Annotated in this window: 16 protein-coding genes; 12 read left to right on the top strand and 4 right to left on the bottom strand. The window is 70.5% G+C overall.

Annotated features, from left to right (window positions below):
- The first annotated feature begins 28 nt into the window (after nucleotides 1-28).
- Nucleotides 29-901, top strand: a complete 873-nt coding sequence (locus BST11_RS07720) for a helix-turn-helix transcriptional regulator (protein WP_083137339.1) — start codon at nucleotides 29-31, stop codon at nucleotides 899-901.
- Here BST11_RS07720 and BST11_RS07715 read toward each other — a convergent pair.
- Genes BST11_RS07715 through BST11_RS07705 form a run of 3 tightly spaced genes read right to left on the bottom strand, consistent with a single transcriptional unit; the run spans nucleotide 898 to nucleotide 3,481 of the window.
- On the bottom strand, nucleotides 898-1,836 hold the full coding sequence (locus tag BST11_RS07715; RefSeq protein ID WP_083137338.1) for an MBL fold metallo-hydrolase: 939 nt from the start codon (nucleotides 1,834-1,836) through the stop codon (nucleotides 898-900). The genes BST11_RS07720 and BST11_RS07715 overlap by 4 nt on opposite strands.
- On the bottom strand, nucleotides 1,833-2,495 hold the full coding sequence (locus BST11_RS07710) for an L-fuculose-phosphate aldolase (RefSeq protein ID WP_169834887.1): 663 nt from the start codon (nucleotides 2,493-2,495) through the stop codon (nucleotides 1,833-1,835). The genes BST11_RS07715 and BST11_RS07710 overlap by 4 nt, the downstream gene beginning before the upstream one ends.
- Entirely contained in the window at nucleotides 2,492-3,481 is a 990-nt protein-coding gene (locus BST11_RS07705) for an NAD(P)-dependent oxidoreductase (RefSeq protein WP_083137368.1), read from the bottom strand. The genes BST11_RS07710 and BST11_RS07705 overlap by 4 nt, the downstream gene beginning before the upstream one ends.
- Nucleotides 3,482-3,511: 30 nt before the next feature.
- Between BST11_RS07705 and BST11_RS07700 the strand changes: the two genes are divergently transcribed.
- Both BST11_RS07700 and BST11_RS07695 read left to right on the top strand, forming a co-directional pair.
- Nucleotides 3,512-4,873 (top strand): xylulokinase, encoded by a 1,362-nt coding sequence (locus tag BST11_RS07700; protein WP_083137367.1) that lies wholly within the window; start codon nucleotides 3,512-3,514, stop codon nucleotides 4,871-4,873.
- 9 nt (nucleotides 4,874-4,882) lie between these two features.
- Nucleotides 4,883-5,548 (top strand): GNAT family N-acetyltransferase, encoded by a 666-nt coding sequence (locus BST11_RS07695; protein WP_083137337.1) that lies wholly within the window; start codon nucleotides 4,883-4,885, stop codon nucleotides 5,546-5,548.
- A 231-nt stretch (nucleotides 5,549-5,779) separates the two neighbouring features.
- Here BST11_RS07695 and BST11_RS07690 read toward each other — a convergent pair whose 3' ends face one another.
- Nucleotides 5,780-6,688 carry a class I SAM-dependent methyltransferase gene (locus tag BST11_RS07690; RefSeq protein ID WP_083137336.1) on the bottom strand — a complete coding sequence of 303 codons (909 nt, stop codon included), beginning with the start codon at nucleotides 6,686-6,688 and terminating at the stop codon, nucleotides 5,780-5,782.
- 197 nt (nucleotides 6,689-6,885) lie between these two features.
- On the opposite strand from BST11_RS07690, the gene secY reads away from it, so the two are divergent.
- The 9 genes from secY to BST11_RS07645 all read left to right on the top strand — a co-directional run bounded on the left by secY (nucleotide 6,886) and on the right by BST11_RS07645 (nucleotide 15,536).
- Nucleotides 6,886-8,211, top strand: coding sequence for a preprotein translocase subunit SecY (gene secY / locus BST11_RS07685; RefSeq protein ID WP_067322103.1), 1,326 nt, complete (start codon nucleotides 6,886-6,888; stop codon nucleotides 8,209-8,211).
- A complete protein-coding gene (locus BST11_RS07680) occupies nucleotides 8,208-8,765 on the top strand; it encodes an adenylate kinase (protein WP_083137335.1) in 558 nt (185 codons plus the stop codon). The genes secY and BST11_RS07680 overlap by 4 nt, the downstream gene beginning before the upstream one ends.
- A gap of 2 nt (nucleotides 8,766-8,767) precedes the next feature.
- On the top strand, nucleotides 8,768-9,568 hold the full coding sequence (gene map, locus BST11_RS07675) for a type I methionyl aminopeptidase (RefSeq protein WP_083137334.1): 801 nt from the start codon (nucleotides 8,768-8,770) through the stop codon (nucleotides 9,566-9,568).
- 55 nt (nucleotides 9,569-9,623) lie between these two features.
- The gene (locus BST11_RS07670) at nucleotides 9,624-10,169 is read left to right on the top strand and encodes a sigma-70 family RNA polymerase sigma factor (protein WP_083137333.1); all 546 of its coding nucleotides are present in this window, start codon (nucleotides 9,624-9,626) and stop codon (nucleotides 10,167-10,169) included.
- A gap of 71 nt (nucleotides 10,170-10,240) precedes the next feature.
- Entirely contained in the window at nucleotides 10,241-11,020 is a 780-nt protein-coding gene (locus tag BST11_RS07665) for an anti-sigma factor family protein (RefSeq protein ID WP_083137332.1), read from the top strand.
- 48 nt (nucleotides 11,021-11,068) lie between these two features.
- Entirely contained in the window at nucleotides 11,069-12,823 is a 1,755-nt protein-coding gene (locus BST11_RS07660) for a thiamine pyrophosphate-binding protein (RefSeq protein ID WP_083137331.1), read from the top strand.
- A complete protein-coding gene (locus tag BST11_RS07655; RefSeq protein ID WP_083137330.1) occupies nucleotides 12,804-13,448 on the top strand; it encodes an SRPBCC family protein in 645 nt (214 codons plus the stop codon). The genes BST11_RS07660 and BST11_RS07655 overlap by 20 nt, the downstream gene beginning before the upstream one ends.
- Before the next feature lie 7 nt (nucleotides 13,449-13,455).
- Nucleotides 13,456-14,475 (top strand): 3-oxoacyl-ACP synthase III family protein, encoded by a 1,020-nt coding sequence (locus BST11_RS07650; RefSeq protein WP_083137329.1) that lies wholly within the window; start codon nucleotides 13,456-13,458, stop codon nucleotides 14,473-14,475.
- Complete coding sequence (locus BST11_RS07645; RefSeq protein WP_083137328.1) at nucleotides 14,475-15,536, top strand: pyridoxal phosphate-dependent aminotransferase; 1,062 nt, start codon at nucleotides 14,475-14,477, stop codon at nucleotides 15,534-15,536. The genes BST11_RS07650 and BST11_RS07645 overlap by 1 nt, the downstream gene beginning before the upstream one ends.
- Nucleotides 15,537-15,538 lie beyond the last annotated feature (2 nt).

The following is a 15,538-nucleotide window of genomic DNA, read 5'->3' as shown; positions in this document are numbered from 1 at the left end:
CGGCAGAACTGGGACTATCTTTGGCAGTATGACGCGCCCGGCTCGGTTGGTTCGGCAGCGCGCCGGCGTGCCGATCTACGCGTACCGGACCGATCCGGACACGCCCCCGGTGTCGGTGTTTCGGTCGCGCCCCGGCGACGTGGTCGAGCGGGGCCGCCACATCCACGACTTTCCGGCGCTGTGGTACGTGCCGGCGACCGGGCTGGTCCACGTGGCGGCGGCGGGGGAGGTGCTCGACCCGGGACCGGTGGTCCGGCTCGACGACGGCGTCGCGGTGTTCTTCGATCCGGCCGCGCTCGGCGAGGACGCGCGATCGCCGTGGCCGGCCTGGCGGTCGCATCCGCTGCTGTTCCCGTTCCTGCACGGGTACGCCGGCGGGATCCTGCGCCTGGAGCTGCCCGCGGACCGGCGCCCGGCGTGGGACGCCGCGATCCGATCCATCGAGACCGAACTGGGCGAGCGGCAGGACGGTTACCGGCAGGCGGCCCTGGCGCATCTGACCCTGCTGTTGATCGACCTCGCGCGGCTGGCCGGACCGGTCGTCGCCGAGCTGCGGCGCAGCGGCGCGCCGCTACTGGCCGAGGTATTCGAGGTGATCGACCGGCGGCACGGCGGACCGTTGTCGCTGCGCGACGTGGCCGACGAGCTCGGCATCACCCCGGGGCATTTGACCACCGTGGTGCGCCGCCGCACCGGGCGGACCGTGGGCGAGTGGATCGTCGAGCGCCGGATGGCCGCGGCGCGCGGGTTGCTGGCCGAGACCGACCTGCCCGTCGCCGAGGTGGCCAGGCGCGTCGGGATCTCCGACCCCGGCTATTTCAGCAGGCTGTTCGGCCGCGCGCATGGGGCGTCTCCCCGCGAATGGCGCGGTCCGCGCATGCTGGCGCGCCAGGAAAGCTAGCGCCGCGGCTCGAGGGATTCGATGTCCAGCCATTCGTCGATGTCGAATTGATCGGCTTGATCGGTGACCGCGCGGATCGTCGCGCCACCGCGGCCGGGGTAGTGCGCCGGTATCACCGCGGCCCTCGCCGCGGCGGCCTCGGTGAATATCCGGCGGCGGGTCGCCGCGGCGGCGTCGGCGTCCACGTCGAAGGCGCAGGCGTCCCCGGGGCGTCGCAGCTGCAGCGGGCTGTGCGTGAGGTCGCCGACGAAAACCGCCGGCCTGCCGGCGTCCAGCCACAGCACCGAGGAGCCCGGGGTGTGTCCGGGGGCGGGCCGCAGCCGCAGCGACGGGCTGATCCGGTAGTCGTCGGACCATTGGACGATCTGAGCGTCGACGGGCAGGACGCTGTCCTCGAACACCAGCAGGTCACCGCGCTGCTGGGCGGCCTCCTCCTCGGTGCGCGGCGCTCGCCGCGCGGCCGGCCCGTCGGGATGGAAATGGCGGTAGTCGGCGGCGGGCACCAGGTATCGGGCGTTGGGAAACGTCGGTACCCAGGTGTCGCGGGAGTCGCTGTCGCGCATCGTGTTCCAGCCGACGTGGTCGGAGTGGACGTGGGTGTTGACAACCACGTCCACCGCGGCGGGGTCGACGCCCGCCGATCGCAGCGCCGCCAGGAACCCGGTGCTCAGGTGGTCCAGGGGCGGCATGTGCGGGCGTTGGCGGTCGTTGCCGACACCGGTGTCCACGACCACGGTCAGCCCGTCCACCTCGATGACCCAGCTCTGGATGGCGATGTGCCACTGGTCGGTGCCGGGATCGAAGAAGTCCGGCACCAGCAGCTCGGCGTTGTCGCGCCAGCCCTCGGGCGGGGTGTGCGGGAAGGTCCGCGTCGGCAGGTCGAACCGCAGTTCGACCACCCGCGTCACGCTCGCGCGGCCCAGCTGGGTCCTCACGAATTCGAGCGCAGATAGCCGTACACGCCGGCGAAGTTGCGGTTCACGTCCTCGGGAATCGGCACCGGGCCACCGAGAGCCTTTGCGCCCCAGACTATTTGGGCGGTGCGCTCGACCAGTGCGGTGACGTGCAGCACCTTGTCGGGGCGCGGCCCCACGGCCACCAGCCCGTGGTTGGCGATCAGCGCGGCGCCCCGGCCCTCGAGCGCCTTGACCGCGTTCGTGCCCACCTCGGGGGTGCCGGACGCGGCGTAGTCCGTGCACCGAACGTCGCCGCCGCAGTAGACGGCGAACTCGTCGATGCAGGCCGGAATCGGCTGGTGCGCAATGGCGAACATCGTCGCCCACACGGGATGGGAGTGGATGACGCTGCCGATGTCGTCGAACGCCTGATAGCACGCCAGGTGCAGCTTCGCCTCGGACGAGGGTGCGCGGCCGTCGGCCGCCCGCAGCACGGCGCCGTCGGGGTCGATCAGCACCAGGTCGTCGAGTTGCATGTCGCGATAGTCGACCGAGGACGGGGTGATCACGATGTTGCCGTCGGGGCGGCGTGCCGAGATGTTGCCGGCGGTCCCCTCGACCAGCCCCCGGCGCAGCATGTCCTTGGCCGCGTCCAGCACCGCGGTTTCGGCGTTATCAACGGATTTCACGGACGTCATCGGCCGAGCACCTCCGGGTTCACGATATGGGCGGGCGCCTTTCCCGACAGCAGCGCTTCCAGGTCGTCGGCCACCATCTGCGCCTGTCGTGCCTCAGTGTTCCACGTGGCCCCGCCGATGTGCGGCGTCAGCACGACATTGGGCATGCCCACCAGCGGGTGATCGGTGGGCAGCCATTCGCCCACGAAGTGGTCCAGGCCGGCGGCGGCCACCTTCCCGGCGCGCAGCGCGTCGACGAGCGCGTCGGTGTCGTGCAGCTGGGCCCGGGCGGTGTTGAGGAAGACCACCCCGTCGCGCATGGCCGCGAACTGCCGGGCGCCGATCATGCCGGCGGTGTCGTCGGTGACCGGTGCGTGCAGCGACACCACGTCCGCCTCGGCCAGCAGGTCGTCGAGGCCGTGGCGGGCCTCGTCGTGGTACGGGTCGTGGGCGATCACCCGCATTCCCAACCCGGACAGCCGCCACCGCAGGGCCCGGCCCACGGCGCCGAGGCCAACCAGCCCGGCGGTGCGCCCGGCGATCTCCCAGCCCCGGAACCGCTGATATGGGATGACGCCGTCGCGAAAGATGTTGCCGCCGCGGACATCCGCGTCGGCGGCGAGCAGGTGGCGGGTGGCGGCCAGCAGCAGCGCCACCGCCATCTCGGCGACGGCGTCGGCGTTGCGCGCCGGGGTGTTCAGCACCGGGATGCCGGCCGCGGTGGCCCCGTCGACGTCGACGTTGTTGGGGTCGCCACGGGTCGAGGCGATCACCCGCAGGCCCAGGTCGAACACCGGACCGCTCACCGAGTCGCTTTCCACCACAACGACATCCGCGGACTCCGCCGCGATCCGCTCGGCCAGCTGCTCGGCGCTGTAGATGCGCAGCGGGGTCTGCTCGAGCTCAGTTATCCATGGGTCGTAGACCACGTCGACCAGTTGCCGGAGCTTGTCGAATCCCGGCCCCCGCAGCGGCGCGGTCACCAAGGCGCGCGGTCGTGACGTCACGAACCACAATGCTGGCGTACGGTGACGCCCGTGTCACGTGAAGGCGTCACAATCGGCATCGACATCGGCAGCACGGCCGTCAAGGCGGTGGCCGCCGACGCCGACGGCCGGGTGACGGCGCGGGTGCGCATACCGCACCAGCTGCGGGTCCCGGCGCCCGATCGGCTGGAGCACGACGCCGACGAGGCGTGGCGCCGGGGCCCGGTATCGGCCCTGCAGAGCCTGGCCCCCGGCCCCGAGGTGCGGGCGGTCGCCGTCTCGGCGATGGTGCCCTCGCTGACCGCCGTCGACGCCGAGGGCAAACCGCTGACCCCGGGACTGCTGTACGGCGACGCGCGGGGCAGGGTGCCGGGCGAGGACAGCCAGCCCCTCCCGGCGCTGGGCGAGGCCGCCGAATTCCTGCGCTGGACGGCCGCCCAGGCGCCCGGGGCGGCCGGGTACTGGCCCGCGCCCGCCGTCGCCAACCACGCCCTGGCGGGCGAGGCGGTGCTGGACGTGGCGACCGCCGCCACCGCCTTCCCCTTGTTCGACGGGACCGGCTGGAACGCGGCGGCGTGCGCCGAGCGCGGCGCCACCCCCGAGCAGCTGCCGCGGGTGGAGACGATCGGGACGGCCGCCGGCCAGGTGCCCGGCACCGACGCCGTGCTGGGGATCGGGGCGATCGACGCGCTGTGCGAACAGATCGTGGCCGGCGCCGACCGCGACGGCGACGTGCTGGTGCTGTGCGGCACCACGCTGATCGTGTGGACCACGATCCCGGAGGCCCGGCAGGTGCCGGGCCTGTGGACCATCCCGCACACCGTCCCCGGCAAGAGCCAGATCGGCGGGGCCAGCAACGCCGGCGGGCTCTTCCTCGGCTGGGTGGATCGGGTCATCGGGCCCGGCGACCCGGAGGCCGTCGACCCGCTTCGGGTGCCCGTGTGGTCGCCGTACATCCGCGGGGAGCGCACGCCGTTCCACGACCCGGATCGCCGGGCCGTGCTCGACGCGCTGGACCTCACCCACGATGCCGCGTCGCTGCGGCGGGCGGCCTACGAGGCGTCGGCCTTCGTCGTCCGCCAGATCATCGAGCTGGGCGGGGCGCCGGTGGCGCGCATCTTGGCCGCCGGCGGCGGCACCAGGGTCCAGCCGTGGATGCGGGCCATCGCCGACGCCACCGGGCGTCCGGTGGAGGTGTCCGCGGTGGCCGAGGGCGCGGCGCTGGGCGCCGCCTTCCTGGGTCGCATGGCCGCCGGGCTGGAAACGTCGATCGCCGACGCCGCCCGGTGGGCGTCGACGGAGCGGGTCGTCGAGCCCGACCCCGCCTGGGTAGCGCCGGCCGCCGAGCGCTACCAGCGGTTTCTGGAGCTGGGCAACCAAAGATCTGGCGCCATCCCTCCGGCGGCGAACTAGGCTGGTGCAATGACAGACCAAGACCGCAAAGCCGCCCGTCGGGAGATCGCCGACGCGCTGTTGAAGGCCCTCGAACGTCGACATGAAGTGCTCGACCTCATGGTGGACTCCGACGACCGGGCCGCGGCGGTCGAGGGGATCGTCAGCCTGCTGGACACGTCCCACCTGGCCGCCGAAGCCGTGATGAGCATGTCGTTCGACCAGCTCACCAAGGATTCGCGCAAGAGGATCCAGGCGGAGCTCGAGGACCTGAACAAGCAGCTGAGCTTCACCCTTGGGGAGCGTCCGGCCAGCTCCGGGGAGACCCTCGAGCTGCGACCCTTCTCGGCCACCGACGACCGCGACATCTTCGCCGCGCGCACCGAGGACATGGGCGCCGCCGGCGACGGGTCCGGCGGGCCCGCCGGCAACCTCGACGACGAGATCCGCGCGGCGTCGAGCCGCGTCAACGACGAGGAGGCCGCCTGGTTCGTGGCCGTCGACTCGGGCCACAAGGTCGGCATGGTATTCGGCGAGCTGCACCACGGCGAGGTCAACGTGCGGATTTGGATCCACCCCGAGCACCGCAAGAAGGGGTATGGCACCGCGGCGCTGCGCAAGTCGCGGACGGAGATGGCGTGGTGCTTCCCCGCGGCGCCGCTGGTCGTGCGCGCCCCGGCCGCCAAACCCGTTTAGCCGCGTGGCGACCCGGTGCGCGGGCGAGCCGCTGCGCCGAAGCCGTCGAGTGTGAGCGCAGGGCTTTCGGTGTGAACGCAGGGCGGAAATCCGGCGCGAATCGCGCCCTACAGGCACATTCGACGCCGCCTAGTACACATTCGACGCCGCCAGAACACACGCGACGCCGGTTCATGCGACCCGTCAGCCCCCGCGATCGCCGCCAATTCCTACCCGCGTCCTACCCGCGTCCTACCCGCGTGTCGCGGTGAGGCTGAGGATGTTGCGCAGCTGAGATTCCTCGTCGGTGGGGAACGTGCGGCCGTAATCGGCGAAGAAGTCCCGCCGCGGCCGGGTGGTTACCGCCCAGCCCCGCTCGGTCAGGTAGTCGACGACGTTGCTGCGCTCGCCGTCGAAGAACAGCCCCGACAGGTCGATGTCGCAACCCAGGTTGGCCCACCGCTGGTTGAACTCCCGCGCGCGTTCGCTCATCGTCCGGTTGGGATCGTCGCCGTGGTATTCGGTGGCCAGCATGCTCCGGGGCGCGCTCAGCTCGGTGATGTTGTCGAAGAGCCGGTCCTGCGCGTCGGGCGGCAGGTACATCAGCAGGCCCTCGGCGCTCCACGACGTCGGTCGCGCGGGGTCAAATCCGCTGCGGCGCAACGCGTCCGGCCAATCGTCGCGCAGATCGACGGCGACCGTTCGGCGCTCGGCGGTCGGCGTGACGCCCAGGTCGGCCATCGCGGCGGTCTTGAACTCGATGACCTTGGGCTGGTCGATCTCGTAGACCACGCTGCCGGGCGGCCACGTCAGCCGGTAGGCGCGCGCGTCGAGGCCGGCGGCCAGGATCACCGACTGGGTGACGCCGTCGCGGGCCGCGTTGAGGAAGAAGTCGTCGAAGAAGCGGGTGCGCACGGCCATCGAATCCGTCTCCAGCCGCAGGTCCCGCTCCCCGGCCTGGGACTCCGACGGGACGACCTGGCCGTCGATCAGGCGGATGAAGAAGTCGAGGCCGACGGCCCGGACCAGCGGCGCCGCGAACGGGTCGTCGATGATCGCGTCCGGCTCCGCGCTGGCGAGCGCGCGGGCCGCGGCGACCATCGTGGCGGTGGCGCCGACGCTGGAGGCCAAGTCCCAGGTGTCTTGGTCGGTTCGCGACATGGGGTGCTCCCACTTACTTAGCCAATGCAATGAGTCACCAGAACTCTACGCCGCGCGGCGGTCGGCGTCCCGTCCCTGGATGGGCCTTGACCGGGGCCGCGCGGTCCAGCTGTTAGTCTCGTACACGGTTTGACGCGCGGCGCCGTCCGTCCTGGCCTGCGGGTGTTAGGCGCGAGACGCAGGACGCAGGAGGAAGAGTGCTTTCGGCTTTCATCTCATCGTTGCGGACAGTCGACCTGAGACGGAAGATCCTCTTCACGCTTGGCATCGTCGTTCTGTACCGGGTCGGTGCCGCGCTGCCGTCCCCGGGTGTGAACTATCCGAACGTCCAGCAGTGCATCAAGGAAGCCAGCGGCGGCGAGGCCGGGCAGATCTATTCGCTGATCAACCTGTTCTCCGGCGGCGCGCTGCTCAAGCTCACGGTGTTCGCCGTCGGCGTGATGCCCTACATCACCGCGAGCATCATCGTGCAGCTGCTGACCGTCGTCATCCCGCGGTTCGAGGAGTTGCGGAAGGAAGGCCAGGCTGGGCAGTCCAAGATGACCCAGTACACCCGCTACCTGGCCATCGCGCTGGCCGTGCTGCAGGCCACCAGCATCGTGGCGCTGGCGGCCAACGGCGGGCTGCTGCAGGGCTGCTCGCTGGACATCATCGCCGACCAGAGCATCTTCACGCTGGTCGTCATCGTGCTGGTGATGACGGGCGGTGCCGCCCTGGTGATGTGGATGGGTGAGCTGATCACCGAACGCGGCATCGGCAACGGCATGTCGCTGCTGATCTTCGTCGGCATCGCGGCGCGCATCCCCGCCGAAGGCAAGTCCATCCTGGACAGCCGCGGCGGGGTCATCTTCGCCGCGGTCTGCGCCGCCGCGCTGATCATCATCGTCGGCGTCGTCTTCGTCGAGCAGGGCCAGCGCCGGATCCCGGTGCAGTACGCCAAGCGGATGGTGGGCCGGCGCATGTACGGCGGGACCTCGACGTATCTGCCGCTGAAGGTCAACCAGGCCGGCGTTATCCCGGTCATCTTCGCGTCGTCGCTGATCTATATCCCGCACCTGATCACCCAGCTGGTGCGCAGCGGCAGCGGCGGCGTGGGCAACAGCTGGTGGGACAAGTTCGTCGGCAGCTACCTGTCCGACCCGAGTGACCCCGTCTACATCGGCATTTATTTCGGCCTCATCATCTTCTTCACGTACTTCTACGTCTCGATCACGTTCAACCCCGACGAGCGTGCCGATGAGATGAAGAAATTCGGCGGCTTCATACCCGGGATTCGGCCGGGCAAGCCGACCGCCGACTATCTGCGTTTCGTGCTGAGCAGGATCACGCTGCCGGGCTCGATCTATCTGGGCGCGATCTCGGTGCTGCCCAATCTTTTCCTGCAGATCGGCAACGGCGGGGCCGTGCAGAATTTGCCCTTCGGGGGTACTGCGGTTTTGATCATGATTGGCGTCGGTTTGGATACGGTCAAACAAATCGAGAGCCAGCTCATGCAGCGCAACTACGAAGGATTCCTCAAGTGAGAGTCGTTTTGCTTGGACCGCCGGGGGCGGGCAAGGGGACGCAGGCCCAAAAGCTCGCCGAAAAGCTCGGGATCCCGCAAATCTCCACCGGGGAGCTCTTCCGCAACAACATCGAAAACGGGACGAAACTCGGGCTGGAGGCAAAGCGCTACCTGGACGCAGGGGACCTGGTGCCCTCCGAGCTGACCAACCAGCTCGTCGACGACCGGCTCAACGATTCCGACGCCGCCGACGGCTTCATCCTGGATGGCTATCCGCGCTCCCTGGAGCAGGCCAAGGCGCTGCACGCGATGCTCCAACGCCGGGGCACCGACCTCGACGCGGTGATCGAGTTCCGCGTGACGCAGGACGAATTGCTGCAACGGCTCAAGGGCCGCGGCCGCGCCGACGACACCGACGACGTCATCCTCAATCGCATGAAGGTCTACCGCGACGAGACCGCGCCGCTGCTCGAGTACTACCGGGCTCAGTTGAAAGATGGATTGAAGACCGTCGACGCGATCGGCACCGTGGACGAGGTGTTCGCCCGCGCGCTGCACGCGCTGGGCAAATAATCATGAGCGCGCTGGCGCGGCTGCGGAGTCGCAGGGTCGTGCCGCAGCGCAGCCCCGGCGAGCTCGACGCGATGGCGGCCGCCGGCGCCGTGGTGGCCGCCGCCCTCAAGGCCGTCCGCGCGGCCGCGGTCGCGGGGGCGTCGACGTTGAGCCTCGACGAGATCGCCGAGTCGGTGATCCGCGAAGCCGGGGCGGTCCCGTCGTTCCTGGGCTATCACGGCTATCCGGCGTCGATCTGCGCGTCGGTCAACGACCGGGTCGTGCACGGCATCCCGTCCGCCGCGGAAGTACTGGTGCCGGGCGACCTGGTGTCCATCGACTGCGGCGCGGTGCTGGACGGCTGGCACGGCGACGCCGCCGTCACGTTCGGCGTCGGGACGCTCGACGCGGCCGACGATGCGCTGTGCGAGGCGACCAGGGAATCGCTGCACGCCGGCATCGCGGCGATGGTCCCGGGTAACCGGCTGACCGACGTCGCGCACGCCATCGAAACGGGGACCCGCGGCGCCGAGGCCCGTTATGGACGTGCGTTCGGGATCGTGGAGGGCTACGGGGGCCACGGGATCGGCCGGCACATGCACATGGACCCTTTCCTGCCCAACGAGGGCGCCCCCGGGCGGGGTCCGCTGCTCGCGCCGGGCTCGGTGCTGGCCATCGAGCCGATGCTCACGCTGGGAACCGGGAAAACGCTGGTGCTCGACGACGAATGGACCGTGACCACCGCCGATGGGTCGCGCGCGGCGCACTGGGAGCACACCGTCGCGGTGACCGACGCGGGGCCGCGCATCCTCACGTCGGCCTGACCTGCCCTGAACTGAACACCTACTCGACTCGTGTCCATTGGCGGGAGGTGATCGGGTGGTCCGTGTTGCCGGCACTCGGGGCGCGTCCAGGGCGGTAGAAGCCGCGCTGATGAAGGCGCTCTACGACGAGCACGCCGCGGTTTTGTGGCGCTATGCCCTGCGGTTGACGGGGGACGCGAGCCAGGCCGAGGACGTGGTGCAGGAGACGCTGCTGCGCGCGTGGCAGCACCCGGAGGTCATCGGCGACACCGAACGCTCGGCGCGGGCCTGGCTGTTCACCGTCGCCCGCAACATGATCATCGACGACCGGCGCAGCGCGAGGCACCGCAACGTGGTCGGTTCGCTGGACGAGGCCGGGGCGCCCGAGCTGTCGACGCCGGACGAGGTGAACGCGGCGCTGGACCGGCTGCTGATCGCCGAGGCCATGGTGCAGCTGTCCGCCGAGCACCGGGCCGTGATCGAGCGGTCCTACTACCGTGGCTGGACGACCGCGCAGATTGCCGGCGACCTGCAGATCGCCGAGGGGACGGTGAAGTCGCGACTACACTATGCCGTGCGGGCGTTGCGACTCACTCTGCAGGAACTAGGAGTCACCCGATGACGGCGCGAGGGTACAGACGGGTGCCCCATCCGGCCGGTCACGGGCTCCGAATACTTGAGGGGTGACAGGAGATGGACGAGATGAGGACGCCGCTACGAGGCATCGGCCCGCCCGGTGACGATCGCTCACACAACGAGGTGCTGGGTTTGACTACGGGGGACGACCACCGCTACGCGATGTGGGATGCCGCATACGTGTTGGGGTCGCTGTCGGCCTCCGACCGCCGCGAATTCGAGGCGCACATGGCCGGGTGCGCGGCATGCCGGGCGGCCGTCGCCGACCTGAGCGGTGTGCCGGCGTTGCTTTCGCGGCTCGACCATGGCGAAGTGGCCGCGATGGACGAGCCCGGCCGCGGTCCGGCTGCCACGCCGGAGATGTCGCCACAGCTGTTGCCGTCGCTGCAGGCGGCGGTGCGCTGGCGCCGGCGCCGCAACCGGGTGGTGACCTGGGTGGCCTCGACGGCCGCGGCCGCGGTGCTGGGGGTCGGCGTGCTCGTCGGCGTGCAGGGCTACACCGCGGCGCCCGCGCACCAGGCGACCGTGGCCGCCCAGCCGATGGCGCAGGTCGGTACCACGCTGCTGACCTCGACGGTGCAGGTGAGCGGCCAGCACTGGGGGACGTCGATCAACCTCAAGTGCGTCTGCCTGGCGCCGCTGTACGCCCACCACGACACGCTGGCGATGGTGGTGGTCGGTCGCGACGGCAGCCAGACCCGGCTGGCGACGTGGGTGGCCGAACCCGGCCACACCGCCACGCCCGCGGGCAGCATCTCCACGCCGGTCGACCAGATCGCGGCCGTGCAAGTGGTTTCCGCTGATAGCGGCCAGGTGTTGCTGCAGCGTTCGCTGTAAAACCCAACTCCCGGTGAACTGCCGGCAGCCGGGCGTCGTGTTACTGGCATGCCCAGGAAGCAGCGGGTGGTCGACCACGTCGTCGAACGCCTCGCGTCGGTCGGCATCGACCACATCTTCGGCGTCGACGGCGCCAACATCGAGGATCTGTTCGACGCCGCGCACTTCCGCTCCGACATCACCGCGGTGCTGGCAAAGCACGAATTCTCCGCCGCCACCATGGCCGACGGGTACAGCCGCAGCGGGGCCGGGCTGGGGTCCGGGCTCGGTGTCGTCGCGGCGACCTCCGGCGGCGGGGCGCTGAATCTCGTAGCGGCCCTTGGGGAGTCGCTGGCGAGCCGGGTCCCGCTGCTGGCCCTCGTCGGCCAGACGCCCACCACCATGGACGGCCGGGGCAGCTTCCAGGACACCAGCGGCGCCAACGGAGCGCTCGACGCGAGCGCGGTGTTCTCGGCGGTGTCGGTGTCGTGCGAGCGGGTGCTCAGCCCGGCGGACGCCGCGCCGGCGCTGTCGAGGGCGATCGCCGCGGCGCGCACCGGTGGCCCGGCGGTGTTGTTGCTGCCCAAGGACATTCAGCAGGGTTACACGGACTACGCGCGCAACGGCAGCACCGCGCACGACCTGCGGCCCATCGGCAACCCGCTGCCGCTGGCCGCCGTCCTGCGCAACGCGGACGGACCGGTCACGATCATCGTCGGCGAGCAGGTGGCCCGCGACGACGCCCGCGCCGAGCTCGAAGCGCTGCGGGCGGTGCTGCGGGCGCGGGTGGCGACGGTGCCCGACGCCAAGGACGTCGCCGGCACACCGGGTCTCGGGTCGTCGTCGGCGCTCGGGGTGACCGGCGTCATGGGCCACCCGGGTGTGGCCGAGGCGGTGGCCGCCAGCGCCGTCTGCCTGGTGGTCGGCACCCGGCTGCCGGTCACCGCGCGCACCGGGCTGGACGACGCGCTGACCGCGGTCCGCACGGTGTCGATCGGCTCGGCGGCGCCGTACGTTTCCTGCACCCACGTGCACACCGACGACCTGCGCGGCTCGCTGCGCATGCTGACCCAGGCGCTGTCCGGACCCGGCCGGGCGACCGGCGTGCGGGTGCCCAACGTGGTGCTGCGCACCGAGTTGTCGCCGCCGCCGTGCGCGGGCCCCGGTGTGCGCTATCGGGACGCCCTGGCGGTGCTGGACGGCTGCGTGCCCGACGGCGCGGACATCGTCGTCGACGCCGGCAACACCGGGGCGGCCGCGATCCACTACCTGCCCGCGCGGCGGGGCGGCAGGTTCGCGGTGGCGCTGGGGATGGGCGGCATGGGCTACAGCTTCGGCGCCGGCATCGGGATGGCCTTCGGGCGCGCGAACAGCGGCCGTCCCCGCGGGCGCACCGTGGTGATCGCCGGGGACGGCGCATTTTTCATGCACGGCATGGAGATACACACTGCGGTGCAGTACCGGCTGCCGGTGACGTTCGTGCTGTTCAACAACAACGCCCACGCCATGTGTGTGACGCGCGAGCAGCTGTTCTACGACGATCTCTACAGCTACAACCGATTTCGGCCCAGCCGGCTGGGCGCCGGGGTGGCGGCGATGTTCCCGGGGCTGACGTCTCTCGACGTCGCCGACCTCGACGGCCTGGCCGCGGCGATGCGCGCCGCGCTGCGCGTCGACGGGCCGGCCGTCGTCGCCGTCGAATGCGCCGCCGACGAGGTCCCGCCGTTCGCGCCGTTCCTCGGCAGGCCGGCGGCCAACAATGCCGTATCACAGGAGATTTCGAGGGTAAAGGAGAACCGGACCGATGTCGCTGCCAGCGCTTGAGGATATCCCGGACATCGACGGCGTGACCCGCATCGAAACCAGCCCCCGGGAGAAGGCCACCCCGATCATCATGGACATGATGCGCTCGGTGTACCCGCACGACCAGGTGTTCGGGGAATACTGCACCGTCAACGAGTACGTCGATTGTCCGCCCGACGAGTTGTACGAATACATGGCCGACACCCGCAGCCTCGAGGAGTGGACGTACAGCCTGCGCGGCTTCACGCCCACCGACGAGCCCGGGCTGTGGCTGGCCCACGACCGGCTCGGTTCGGAGACCAAGATCTACACCCGGACCGTCGCCAACGAACAGGCGCGCACCGTCGACTACCACTGCGCGTGGGACCAGGGCAAGCACCTGTGGATGATCTATTTGATGCGGGTCGTCGACGCACAGGTGGTCCTCGACAAGCCGGGTTCCGTTGTGCTGTGGACCAATTGCCATCACCCGTTCTACGACCACAACCCGTACCCGGAGACCGCGCCGGCCGAACGCCCGGTGTGGGTCGGCGACTTCTGGGACATGTTCGGCGCCGGGCACCTGCTGGAGATGCAGAACCTCAAGGCCATCGCCGAGTACCGGCACCGCAACGGGCTCCCGGTGACCCCGAAGTGGATGAGATGAGCCGACCATGAGCCAGCAAAGCGTCAGCCTGATCGACGTCGCGACCTACCTGCCCGGTGAGCCGATCGGCGCAGACTACTACGCGCAATTCGCCGAATCCGACGACCTGCGCGACAATCTCATGTTCCGCGCGCCCCGCTTCCGCCATCACGTCGGCGCGGACGAAACCGCCGTCGACATGATCGAACGCGCGGCGCGGGGCCTCATCGAGCGCCACGGCGAAGACGTCGTCGCCGGCGCGGACGTGCTGATCACCCACACCCAGGCGCCCGACCTACCGTTCTACGGCGCGGGCGGGGGGGTCGCGCACCGGCTGGGCATGCGGCCGTCCTGGGTTCTCGATCTGCACAACGGGGGGTGCGCGGTTTTCGTGTTGGCGCTCAACATCGCCCGCAAGCTGCTGTCGTCCGGGGAAGGCCGCACCGCGCTGATCGCCGTCGCGCAAAACGCCGCCGGTCAGGTCTTCGACCAACCCGGAGTGCGCCGCAAGGCGCAGGCCGCGGTGCCCGGCGACGGCGCGGCGGTGGGCCTGGTCACCCTGGGCGACCGATCACCCATACTCGATGTTGAGTGCCGCACCTACGGCGAATACCACGGCGAGATGACGCTGTCCCCCGACCCGCCGCGCAAGTGGTGGGAGCCCGGTACCGGTGAGCTGTGCATCGGCTTCACCGAGAGCAAGATCACCAAGGTGCTGGCCCGCGGCAACCGGCAGGTGCCCGAGGTGGCGCTGGCGGTGTGCGACCGAATCGACTTGTCCCCCAAGGACATCGACCTGTTCGTCACCAACCAGCCCAACCGCGTGTTTTTGCGTAACTGGCGTGACGCGCTCGAGCTGCCGAAATCGAGACACGTCGACACCTTCGACGAGTGCGGCAACCTGTTCGGGGCCGGGATCCCGATCAACCTGGACCGTGCGCTTTCCGGCGGCCAGGTGCGCGCCGGCGACGTGATCATGATGGCGGGGTTCGCCCACGCCGGCGACTTCGCCGGCGCGGCGGCGGTGCGCTGGGGCGGGCGGGCCTGATGCAACTCGTCCGCGGCACCCTCGCCGCCGAGGCCGACGACGCCTGCCCCACGGCCATCGACCCGCTTGCGTTGTCGCTCAACGAGAATCCGTTCCCGCCGCTGCCCGCGGTGCGGTCCGCGCTGATCCGCTCCGTGCACGCGATCAACCGGTATCCGGAGTTCCTGCCCGAACGGCTGCGGGGCGTGATCGCCTGCCGCGTCGGGCTGCCCGCTCGACAGGTGGTGCTGGGCGCCGGCGCCACGGGGGTGGCGTTGCAGGCCCTGCACGCGCTGACCGCCCCGGGGGACGCCGTCGCGATGGCCGCGCCGACGTTCGACGGCTACCCGATCATCGCGAAGATGGCGCGCCTGAACGCACTGACCGTTCCCCTCGACGGGGACGGGCACAACGACCTCGACGGGCTGGCCGGCGCCGCGGCCGGCGCCAAGGTCGTGGTGGTGTGCCGGCCGCACAACCCGACCGGCACGCTGGAGCCCGCGGCCGAGCTGATGCGCTTTTTCGCCGCCGTGCCGCGCGACACCGTCGTGCTGCTCGACGAGGCCTACATCGAGTTCGCCGCGCCCGAGCACCGGATCGACGTCCCCGCGCTGCTCGCCCGCTTTCCCAACGTGGTGGTGCTGCGGACGTTTTCCAAGGCCTACGGGTTGGCGGGCCTGCGGATCGGCTACGCGCTGGCGTCACCGGAACTGGCCGGGCCGTTGTGGTCCCAGCAGCTGCCGTTCGGCGTGGCGCTCACCGGGTTGCTCGCGGTGACGGCCTCTTACCAGGCCGAAGACCAACTGCAGCAACGGATCCAGTCGATCAATGCCGAACGCCACTACCTGCGGATGCGGCTGAGCGCGTTGGGGATCTACACCACCGACGCCCATGCGAACTTCACGTACCTGCCTCCGAGGGGTCGGCAGGGTCGCCCGTGGCGTGAGGTGTTCGACAGCTGCGGGCTGCAGGTCCGCCACTATGCGGACGGCGGCACCCGGATCACCGTGGGCAACCGCGCGTCGACGGTGGCGGTGCTGTCGGCGATAGGAAAGGTCACAGGCCGGCCGCCGATGCGGTAAGA

The organism is Mycobacterium alsense (assembly GCF_002086635.1).
Lineage (GTDB): Bacteria > Actinomycetota > Actinomycetes > Mycobacteriales > Mycobacteriaceae > Mycobacterium > Mycobacterium alsense.
Note: the sequence above shows the minus strand (reverse complement) of the source record. Positions and strands in the feature narration are given on the sequence as shown.